The 9,911-nt window shown below is 40.9% G+C and carries 11 protein-coding genes and 1 pseudogene; 4 read left to right on the forward strand and 8 right to left on the reverse strand.

Annotated elements, in window-relative coordinates:
- Positions 1–1,321 (forward strand): IS3 family transposase gene (locus O9139_RS23220; protein ID WP_270877922.1). Its coding sequence is split into 2 segments (ribosomal slippage), with 1,322 coding nucleotides annotated over them: positions 1–417 and positions 417–1,321; the frame shifts between segments, so codons are not numbered across the junction. This gene is flagged as partial in the annotation.
- A gap of 315 nt (positions 1,322–1,636) precedes the next feature.
- On the opposite strand, the gene O9139_RS23225 is transcribed toward O9139_RS23220, so the two are convergent.
- Positions 1,637–2,443, reverse strand: coding sequence for a COG4705 family protein (locus O9139_RS23225; protein ID WP_270884142.1), 807 nt, complete (start codon positions 2,441–2,443; stop codon positions 1,637–1,639).
- Between the two features lie 226 nt (positions 2,444–2,669).
- Here O9139_RS23225 and O9139_RS23230 point away from each other — a divergent pair, with 226 nt between their 5' ends.
- Both O9139_RS23230 and O9139_RS23235 read left to right on the forward strand, forming a co-directional pair.
- Positions 2,670–2,909 (forward strand): hypothetical protein, encoded by a 240-nt coding sequence (locus O9139_RS23230; RefSeq protein ID WP_270884143.1) that lies wholly within the window; start codon positions 2,670–2,672, stop codon positions 2,907–2,909.
- Positions 2,910–2,942: 33 nt separating this feature from the next.
- A complete protein-coding gene (locus tag O9139_RS23235) occupies positions 2,943–3,158 on the forward strand; it encodes a C40 family peptidase (protein ID WP_270884144.1) in 216 nt (71 codons plus the stop codon).
- 309 nt (positions 3,159–3,467) lie between these two features.
- Here O9139_RS23235 and O9139_RS23240 read toward each other — a convergent pair whose 3' ends face one another.
- The 3 genes and pseudogenes from O9139_RS23240 to O9139_RS23250 all read right to left on the reverse strand — a co-directional run bounded on the left by O9139_RS23240 (position 3,468) and on the right by O9139_RS23250 (position 6,013).
- A complete protein-coding gene (locus tag O9139_RS23240; RefSeq protein WP_270884145.1) occupies positions 3,468–4,319 on the reverse strand; it encodes a polysaccharide deacetylase family protein in 852 nt (283 codons plus the stop codon).
- Positions 4,320–5,388: 1,069 nt separating this feature from the next.
- A pseudogene (locus O9139_RS23245) lies at positions 5,389–5,691 on the reverse strand (LLM class flavin-dependent oxidoreductase); the annotation flags it as partial.
- Positions 5,669–6,013, reverse strand: a complete 345-nt coding sequence (locus tag O9139_RS23250; RefSeq protein ID WP_270884146.1) for a hypothetical protein — start codon at positions 6,011–6,013, stop codon at positions 5,669–5,671. The gene O9139_RS23250 and the pseudogene O9139_RS23245, both read right to left, overlap by 23 nt.
- 172 nt (positions 6,014–6,185) lie before the next feature.
- Here O9139_RS23250 and O9139_RS23255 point away from each other — a divergent pair, with 172 nt between their 5' ends.
- Positions 6,186–6,653, forward strand: a complete 468-nt coding sequence (locus O9139_RS23255) for a transposase (RefSeq protein ID WP_270884147.1) — start codon at positions 6,186–6,188, stop codon at positions 6,651–6,653.
- 512 nt (positions 6,654–7,165) lie between these two features.
- Here O9139_RS23255 and O9139_RS23260 read toward each other — a convergent pair.
- From O9139_RS23260 to O9139_RS23270, 4 genes are all read right to left on the reverse strand, one after another.
- Positions 7,166–7,681 (reverse strand): hypothetical protein, encoded by a 516-nt coding sequence (locus O9139_RS23260; RefSeq protein WP_270884148.1) that lies wholly within the window; start codon positions 7,679–7,681, stop codon positions 7,166–7,168.
- The gene (locus tag O9139_RS23265; RefSeq protein ID WP_270884149.1) at positions 7,678–8,148 is read right to left on the reverse strand and encodes a hypothetical protein; all 471 of its coding nucleotides are present in this window, start codon (positions 8,146–8,148) and stop codon (positions 7,678–7,680) included. Before O9139_RS23265 ends, O9139_RS23260 begins: the two co-directional genes overlap by 4 nt.
- Positions 8,149–8,702: 554 nt before the next feature.
- Positions 8,703–9,077: a DUF5050 domain-containing protein gene (locus tag O9139_RS33425; RefSeq protein WP_377526644.1), complete on the reverse strand. Its 375-nt coding sequence runs from the start codon at positions 9,075–9,077 to the stop codon at positions 8,703–8,705.
- Positions 9,078–9,653: 576 nt separating this feature from the next.
- Positions 9,654–9,911, reverse strand: a 258-nt coding sequence (locus O9139_RS23270; RefSeq protein WP_270879451.1) for a transposase, incomplete at its 5' end; no start/stop codon positions are given.

Here is a 9,911-nt window from a genome sequence, read left to right on the forward strand (position 1 = left end):
TTAAGTATCAGAATGGTACGGAAGGAATTAAAAGCGTTGCAAAATCATTAGGGATAAACCATGAAGTTTTACGTATGTGGGTTAGGCAATACGAATATCACGGGGTAAAAGCTTTTGAAAAGAGCTATACAGCTTACAGCATGTCATTTAAACTAGACGTACTCAACTATATGAACGAGCATGGGACGTCTCCAAATGAAGCTGCTGTCATTTTTAATATTTCCTCCCCTGGGATCATTAGAAAATGGCGCAATCAATTTAATGAAGATGGAAAGGACGCCCTGAAATCAAAGAAAAAGGGGCGCCCACTTATGACAAATAAGAAAGAGAACAATTCGAAAAAACTAGAACCTGCGGAGGGTTCAGTTGAAGCTCTGAAAGCAGAAATAGAACGTTTGCGTATGGAAAATACCTATCTAAAAAAGTTGAATGCCTTAGTTCAAAACAAGGAAAAATCACCAAACAAGACAAAGCACAAGTAGTCTATGAATTAAGGCTTGAATTCCCGGTGGTTGCATTGCTAGCGTTTGCTGACATCCCTCGTAGTACCTTTTACTACTGGGTAAAGCAGTTGAATAAGCCCGATCTAGACAAAGATCTAAAACTCCTTATTCGATCCATTTACATCGAACATCAAGGACGTTATGGCTATCGTCGTATCCGTGATGAACTATATAATCGGGGACATCGGGTTAATCATAAAAAAGTGCAGCGTATCATGAAAGAATTAGGCTTGAAATCAGTGGTGCGTATGAAGAAATATCGTTCCCATAAAGGAACAGTAGGTAAAATTGCACCTAACGTACTCAATCGTAATTTTCACGCGGAAAAACCAAATGAGAAATGGGTTACCGATATTACGGAATTTAAGCTATTTGGAGAAAAGCTGTACTTATCACCTGTTTTGGACTTGTTTAACGGTGAAATTATCACTTACACAGTAGGGCCCCGCCCTACTTATTCCTTAGTCTCTGAGATGCTAGATAAGGCCTTTAAACGCTTATCCGAAGAGGATGAACTCCTCCTACATTCGGATCAAGGCTGGCACTACCAGATGAAGCCGTATCAACATGCTTTGAAGAAACAAGGAATTACCCAAAGCATGTCACGCAAAGGAAATTGTTACGATAACGCGGTGATGGAGAACTTCTTTGGCATTATGAAGTCGGAGTTTCTTTATCTTAATGAATTTGAAAGTGTAGATCACTTTAAGCTAGAACTAGCACGATACATTGATTACTACAATCACAAACGCATCAAATCAAAATTAAAAGGCATGAGCCCGGTACAATACCGTGCTCACGCCCAACAGGTTGCATAAAAAATTTGTCTAACTTTAAGGGGTCACTTCAATTGATGATCGGCTGCCTTCGTAACTTTATAAAATTGTCGTTCCTTCTGCGAATACACAGCTTGCTTGAGGAAATTAAATCATTTCGAGGGAGCTTAATCAGTTGGGAATTATTCCCCCTTGCCTTCCGTCGGGAATGGGATAAAGTTCTTGTCACCCGACATTAAACGTGCTAGATGAGTTGGACAAATAGGTATGATATTAGATTGGAATGTCTTCATATTATGCAAAAAGATGGATTTGAAAGGTTCTCAAAGCCCATCTTTTCCTTTTGAAACGAATAGATTACACGGTTTCTACTATATCCCCCTCGACTTTCGTACTTTTAGCTGCAGTGCCTCCGCGGAAAACTACGAAAAGAATAATGAAGATCGTTAATACTAGGCTAACTGGACCACTGCCATATCCCATACCTCCACTAGTATGAGTGGCTGATAACCAATCTGAGAAAGATGCGCCGACTGGACGTGTCAGGATGTAGGCGAACCAGAATGCAATTATTTCTTTCAGGCCAAATAACCAAAAACCGATAGCTGGAATGGCTAATATGCAAGTAAATACGATGCCAGATGTGAAGTAACCCAAATGCATATTGGATGCAGTTAAATCGCCGGCAGAGGTGCCAAGCGCGAACGTTGTCAGTACAGTAAGCCAGTAGAAGACCTCGCGGCGGCGAGAGTATATACTATGAACCGACAGTGTTTTCTCTTTGGAATACCAAGTAAAGAGGATGACAGCAAGGGCTACTATAAAGAAAACCGTTGAAACTACATAGGGAATTCCAAGGCCAACACGAACCACATCTGCTGCCATTGTCCCGAAAATGCTAACCATAACGACAACTAACCAATAAACGCCTGGTATATATCGACTTACTTTAAATTGTAAAATCATCGCAATAATAAAAATAACGACACTTAATGGAGCTGAAATAAGTGGATTTAAATGTTCAAATAAATAATCTGAGGCTACCTCACCCATACCGGTTGTTAATAGCTTCGTGATCCAAAAGTAAATCGTTATTTCTGGCACTTTAGCTGCTTTACCTTTCACTTGATTCATTGTGTTCGATAATGCTACTCTCTTATTCAATTGTAAGACCTTCTTCCTTTCTATATATCAAATCGAATAGCCTTATTATACAAGCACTGCATTAAAATCAAATGTGAAGATCTTAATAGATTTATGCTTATCGAACTCTAATGGTTTTTAATAAAGAGCTAGTATGTCGTTTGATTACTAGTCAAATGATGGATGATGGATATGGTAATCCTTAGGATGTTTATCGTGTGTTAAGGTTATTCCAGGTGAAGGCCTAATGCACGATCCTCAAAGAGGATATCCTATCATCTCTACTGTGAAAACGAATCGCCTGAAAAAGTCGTTATTAGGAATAACACTTAGTTTTTCCTTATTTACTTCCATTAGTGTCATTGCAGAGCCACAAGCGGCACATGCCGCTATAGCTAGTACCAAGACAACCGCTGCGTCAACTTCCGTATCTAGCAAGGCTGGGAGCATCATTGCTTTAGGCAAGAATTATCTAGGTGTTCGCTAAACTTTGGTGCTCAGAAAAGTGTGACAAGCTCATTTGAAGGCGCAATCCCAAGTAGGTACTTATGTACCCAGAAATCAGCTTCAACCAGGTGACCTTGTTTTCTTCTATTCCCCGATTCATCACGTTGGTATTTATATCGGGAATGAAAGAGTCATGCATACGTTCGGTAGCCCGTGTGTGACGATCTCGGACATGAACTCAGGTTGGTGGAGCACTTATTTCAAGACGGCTCGTCGCGTTATTCATTAAGAATAGACATGGGTAATGGGTAGTGAAAGACCTCCTTCACGATTGCGAAGGAGGCCTTTCACCGATAAATTATACCAGTTGTTGTTTATTATCTTCTCTACTTTCTCGAGAATGATATGAATATGTTCTAAGATAAATGTTTTTTTCTTTTCATTTAAATTGGAACGGTAAATGAGTGTCGTGATTTTCCCCCTCAAGACATACTCAAGTTGTCGTCAAATCCTATAACGGCCTAAGCACGATAAATGCAAAAAAAAGACACTTGCATAAAAATGCAAGTATTAATCAAACACTGGCCCCAGATCCCTATCAATGAGGCACCGTTACTAATGTATATCCCTTCTTTCTTATGCCTTTAATAATATCCGGCAAAGCCGCTATGGTAGATGGATGATCGTGCATGACGATAATACTGCCAGATTGAACTTGGGCTAACACACTTTTAACGATTTTGGAAGGATCCGTTGTTGCCCAATCTTTGGGATCTTCATTCCACAGCACCATTTGCATGAGGTGTTCTTCCGTTACGAGCTTAGTATCGTTGTTATAGGCACCGTAGGGTGGACGAAATAATGTGACCGGGTGCTTATCAAACTTTATAAGTTTATTTAGACCGCTATTAAACTCATTTTCCTGTGCGTCATAGGTCATTTGAGACATGTGAGGATGCGTGTCCGAATGATAACCAATTTCATGACCCTCATACACAGCCTCGGTCACAGACTGCGGAAAAGCAGCAGCATTTTGTCCGATGAAGAAAAAAGTGACGTGTATGTTCTGTTCCTTTAGAACTTTGAGTAGTTCCTCCGTATATTTCGTCGGACCGTCATCAATGGTTATGGCTACTTGACCTTTTCCAACCGAATAAATGGGCTTTATGACTGATTTCTTCGTCTGCTTCTTCTCATCTGATACCACGGCTTCTTCCTTTGGGGAACCTATCTCAAATCCAATCGGCTCCTTAATCGGGGTAGAAGTTGATGTATTGTTCGTAGGAAGAACGCCATTATCGAAAGGTTTAGGTGCAAAAGTCTGAACTGGCGAATCCACGGGACTTACTGAAGCAAGGGCACTAGGAACGCCGGAAGTAGCAGCTTGATCACACCCTGTTAACAAAAGAATAGTAAGCATACTAATTATTGAGCACCAAGAAAGTTTCATATTCAACCTACCCATGTAATATTGGCTGAAATTATTATTTGAGAAAAGCCCATTCTATGATCCATAAGTGACATTTACTGTTAGTGATGTATAGCCTGTTAACCTTATGTCAGCACCAAATTCGTAGGTCACTCTTCCAACGTTATTATTCATAACTATACCATTGGTTAACGCAGCTTTCATAACTGATTGCGCACTCCCTAAAGAGTTTTTATAGCGCATAGTGATCTGACTTTGCCGGGCTGAAATCCCTCCTTGAAGTAAGGACTGAACTGCGGATATGGAATCGGCCGTGTTCTCAGCCGTCTCTCCGGAGAGGCGATAAAACAATTCGTGTAAGGCTCGAATGCCCTGTTTGCACTTGTAGTGCTTATGGTTATCTCCAGAACCATAAATCACAGGTGCAATGCCAGAAAAGTTATCTCAGTTCCTACTCTCTGAATGGTTATTATTGTTGGTAGGTGCGGCGGATAAATAAGAAACCCCAAGAGAGTTATGAACTCCTTTGGGGAAAGATAATTTTACTTTTCTAGAATTAAAGAATATCCGTCTTCTTTAAAATGAAATTTACCGTCGTTTAGTTCAATTGAATATATTACATTATTTTCCAAATAAATATAATAGTCTGAGACTGAACCGCACCTGTCACATGGCTCAGAAATACTATCAAGTACAACTTTTTTTCGATCTTTTAATCCAATATCGTTACCGCCCCATTTCAGGCGATCACCTAAATTATAGTCGTAATCACCTAAATTATAGTCGTAACTCTACGTATCCTCGTACTTGAACTGTAGGGCTAAGATACCTTCACGAATACATGATTTACAATTCCCATTAAGCTTTAAAATATTATAAGCTCCCATGTTAGTGTCCCTCCACTGGATAACCCGCTTCTTGTAAGAACCTTGATAATCTAGCATCATCAGTTATTAGAGGCGCACCTTCACTGATTGCAAAACCAGCTACCGATGCATCTGATGCTTTTAAAACCCTGCCCAACACTTGAGCTTGAGAAATAAGTTCCTGGACTTGTTGTTCAGTTGCACCTGTACCAAATCTTCCACTGAAAGGATTCTGCAACTTTAAGAGGCTTATAATGCGGCAACAGCAATGCCCCTGATCCGATACGAATGCTTTGTATTTTTGCACCGATATGCGATAGTAGCACATCCGTTGAGGTGCATGCCAGCCCTGGCATATCATGATGTTACGCCACCCAATAACGGAAATATCCCAGTCTTTCGGCTGCTTGAGCCAGCTCTACAGCTTGTCCCAGTGCGAAGGTTGCATCGATCTCATCAAAAACGGGGACCAAATCCAAAACACTAAGTTTATCGGTTTCGCTGTCATAGGCGTCCTGTCCGAGGATTTCGGTAAAATTCAGTCATATCGATAAACGTAACCCTGTATTCTCTCATTACCTTACCCAAATCATGCATTCGGCCATGACCGTCCTCTTTGGAAGCGAATACGACGTCGTGCCGCACCTTATCCATGATGATTTTGCCAATGAACTGGTGCTCGTACTCTGCATACTTTTGTTTGAATTCTTCATTAAACTCCAATAAATCTTCGTAAGTCCGCTCTAGCATCGCATTAACCAAAGTCAGCTCATTACCTTCCTTGTGGACTGCTGCGTAATAATTGCCCCGATCATCCTTAATCAGATCCTTTAACAATTCAACATCCAAAGTAATTGACTCCCTTCATAACTCCTATGCAATAACACTATATCTTGCTTATTATTCCTGTTCAATTGGTACATATACGATTTCGATTCGAATTGTACCGTGTTATGTATATGGGTGGATGGTGATAATTCAAAAAAAGACCTAATTGGATTTCTGGGATTGGAAGACGTTCATGCATGCCAGATTGCATTTCACACTGCTTTTTGAGGCATGGGCTATGCGATTAATGGCGGAGATGCCTGTGAATGCAGCAGCCCGTGAGCTAAGACAACATGATACGCGGATGTGGCGCATCTTCCATTATTATGTCGATAAGGCAATGGCTGAGCTCGATCTATCCAGTGTAAAACGGATTGCAATTGATGAAACCTCATCGAGGCGCGGGCACCGCTACATTACCCTATTTGTTGATGTTGATCAGAAGACAGTACTATTTGCAACCGAAGGCAAAGGCATGGATACGCTGGAACGCCTCAAGTCGCATCTTTTCGCAAAAGGCGCTGCTGCACAGCAGATCGAAGAAGTATGTTGTGATATGTCGCCTGCCTTTATTCGTGGCATTGAAGTGTATTTCCCTGATGCCGAGATCACCTTTGACAAATTCCGTGTGATGAAACTGGTTGAACGAAGCCGTCGATGAGGTGCGGATTCAAAAGGATTGCTGAGCTTCAACATCCAGTAGACGAATGATTTTACCGACATTCTCAAGTAGCTCGATAATCTCATCATGATCTAAGCGCTGACCACTAAGTGTTTTTTTCTCTTGTTCAGCTTTTTAAAAAATACCTCTTGCATTTGTAGCAAGAGAACCTTTAATAGCGGACAGAAACAATTGAACAGTTTTGGAGCTTTTACTCGTTAAGTACAAGCCTTCATGCCCGTCTCTGCCACGAATCTTACAATACATCTGTTCTATTAAATATTGCCTTACCGCTTCCTTAACAGCCTCTGATGAATTGAAATATGAAGTGTGGGATGGCTTTAAGTCGTGCGCGAATCACCCATTGGAGATTAGAGGAAATGTGGTGAAGCAGATTATGCAAGAAGATAATCTTATGGTGATCGACCTGGTCAAATGGTATGGTCGTACGCTTCGATATGCAGGTCGATTTGAGCCTAGCGGAATCAAATAGCAGCTTAAACTTTGAAAGGCTAAATGTTATTCAAATTCCGCTTGCGCTGGACATAAGTTTGCGCCAATCGAAGCACAAGAATGTTGAAACTATATACGCCAATATAGACTGGGAAAGAATAAACCAGTTTCCAGCCTTTATATGTAAAGACGTGAAGAAAATGGGCGATCCATTCCAAACCGGTTGTTAATAAGGCACAACCAAGAATATAAGCGATCACGTATAATCCTTTGATTTTCCATTTGCTATAAAAGTAAAGCACTATATAGGCTGACGGAGGATAGAGAAGGAAGTAAAGCAGAAAATCGAACAACTCATAATCCGGTCTGTCGTTTACATCGTAGAGATCATAAGGCGGTACAGCTATTAGATAATCTACGGTCTGTCCAATAAAAACATTGAAAAGCATCATAAATACGATAAATAAGGTTGAAAACCGCTTTGGAAGGAGCAGCACGGTAGTAAAGACAAATAAAATAGCAATGAGAATAAACCATTCATTAGCATCAAATTTTAATGGCAAGTATAAGATCATACGATAAACTCTTCTTTCTTTAAGATGTGACGAAACCATAGAAAGAAGCTTGTAGTGGCAAAGAGAACCATAAACCATTCAGCTAAGGAATATCCTACATTCCAATTTACATAGGCGATCATTCCGAAAGTTTTGCTTAAAAGTTGAATGCCCGATAACACAAGCAGCCATGCTCCCATAAAAATAGCTTTACGTATGATGTTTACGTCTTTAGAAAAATAAAATAGCCAAATAATCAAGGACGGCATAAGAACTAACCGATTCATAACCAGATACCAAAAGACGCCGACTCCTTCGGAGACCTCAATCATTTGAAGATTTATGGTGATAATTGTAAAAACCTGCTGTATAACTGCGCAATTTAGCATCCAATACGCACATATTTCTAACATGTTAAATTTTCTGCGTGCGAACCGTATTGAAAGTATTGCTGCCATATTTATGATGATCATGATGATGACAAACATAAAAATTCGACCTTCTTTAACTAAGCTGATGTGCAAAATTTAGTGCAGAACTGAGTTTATTTTTCACATTTCAGGAAAAAAATATTCCGGATCGGCAAGGCTTTATTTTTTTAACAATTTCTATATAATAAATACGGCGTTAATGAAAATACTCCAATGCCACGAAACTGAAGTGGGTTGGAGTTCTTCGTAACCTTTTAACATCTTTAAATCACTTTATGCCTAATACCATGCCCTTGGGTTTTTTCCTTCCACATATTGTTTCTAGAATGTACATAAGTGTACCCCAGGTTGTATTAATCACCGCACACGGACCTTCCATGGATTTCCAGACGTCTAATTTTGCTGATTCATCGAGTAGCTTTGCTGCTGGAGCAGGCGTGATTAATGGTAAGGCTGATGGACAGTTCAACCCGAAGGGTTACAGCCACTCGTGCAGAAGCACTTAATGTTATTTTTAATACGCTTAAGTTGAATCCGGACATCAAAACTGTTCTGGACAACCTGAAATAGGAGAAAGGGTGTTGAGGGAAATCTTCCTCAACACCCTTTTTCTATCCGTTTTCCGTTGAAGCCACATTCCAACTTGGGCTCTGAAATAATTGGAGTTGCTCAATCTCTGGAGGACTTGAGTCATTCCGTAGATTGTTAGCTCCGTAATAAATCCAACCGTCCGCGATCATAAAGGAATTGAAGTTTCCACTCGAGGCGAGCGGCGTAAGCTGCGATCCGTCCTTGCGAATTTTGTTCAAAGCAGCGGGATGCACACCATTGTCAGGTTGTATGAAATAAATCCAGTCCTTCAAGACATGGATGGAATCTTCGACAGCACTGCTCATTGAATCGGTTGCAGTCACTCGGAATAAGGAAGTCTCGCCGCTACCGTCCGTTCTGATCTTCTTAATGCCTAGTATAATAACCGACCGAATATTACCCTTGCCCGACTAATTCCTGGTCCACATAATAGATCCAGTCTCCATCAACGGTAATTCGGCCTGCCGGAGCATCGGATTTTCGTTCTTTGAGTACCATCTGTGCGCACTTTGTAAATACCTTGATGCTCATTTTTTGTCTATCGATTGTTGTATAATAAACCCAATCTCCGACGACATTTATTGAACTCCCTCGGTTCGATTAAGTTTTCTCACGTATACTCGCTTATTCGCAGGATTTCACCCTTGTTAAAAGACAGAAGGTTTGGAATAGAGTCACCGTAATAGACCTTGGCAACACGAAGGCGCACTGAAACAGAGGGGGAAGTTTACACCCCATATATTTCCATATACTGCACGCATTCTCCACACCGTCCCTGGAGGTTTTCACTCCCATGTCTCAACGGGTCATTGCCCTCTCATTCCTTCGTTACGCCTGTCCAAGGGGTGGAGGCCGGTCTTGCTAACGTTACGGGTCATTGCCCTTTGGTTCAATACATCCGGTACCCCGTGCTTTCTTTTGAAATCCTGCGAATAAGCCAAAATTCGTAAGACGAAACGATTGGTTATTACTTAAGCTGCTAACTGAAGTGGCATTGTTTTAGCAGGGCTGTAGGGTTCGTTGCTGCGGGCCATTCCAACGAGTATTCGAGCCAATTTACCACACAATTTCATTAGAGATCTCATTTTCTTCATCTTTTTCACCTGTACATTGTATTCATGCATGGCTTTGAATTCTGGATTGTTCCCCACCATACTCATGGTCATCATGTAGATGAAACGACGGAGGCGAGATCTTCCGCGTTTGCTTATTTTCATCTGTCCCGTCCA

Source organism: Paenibacillus aestuarii (assembly GCF_027789125.1).
In the GTDB taxonomy this organism is placed as follows: Bacteria; Bacillota; Bacilli; order Paenibacillales; family NBRC-103111; genus Paenibacillus_E; species Paenibacillus_E aestuarii.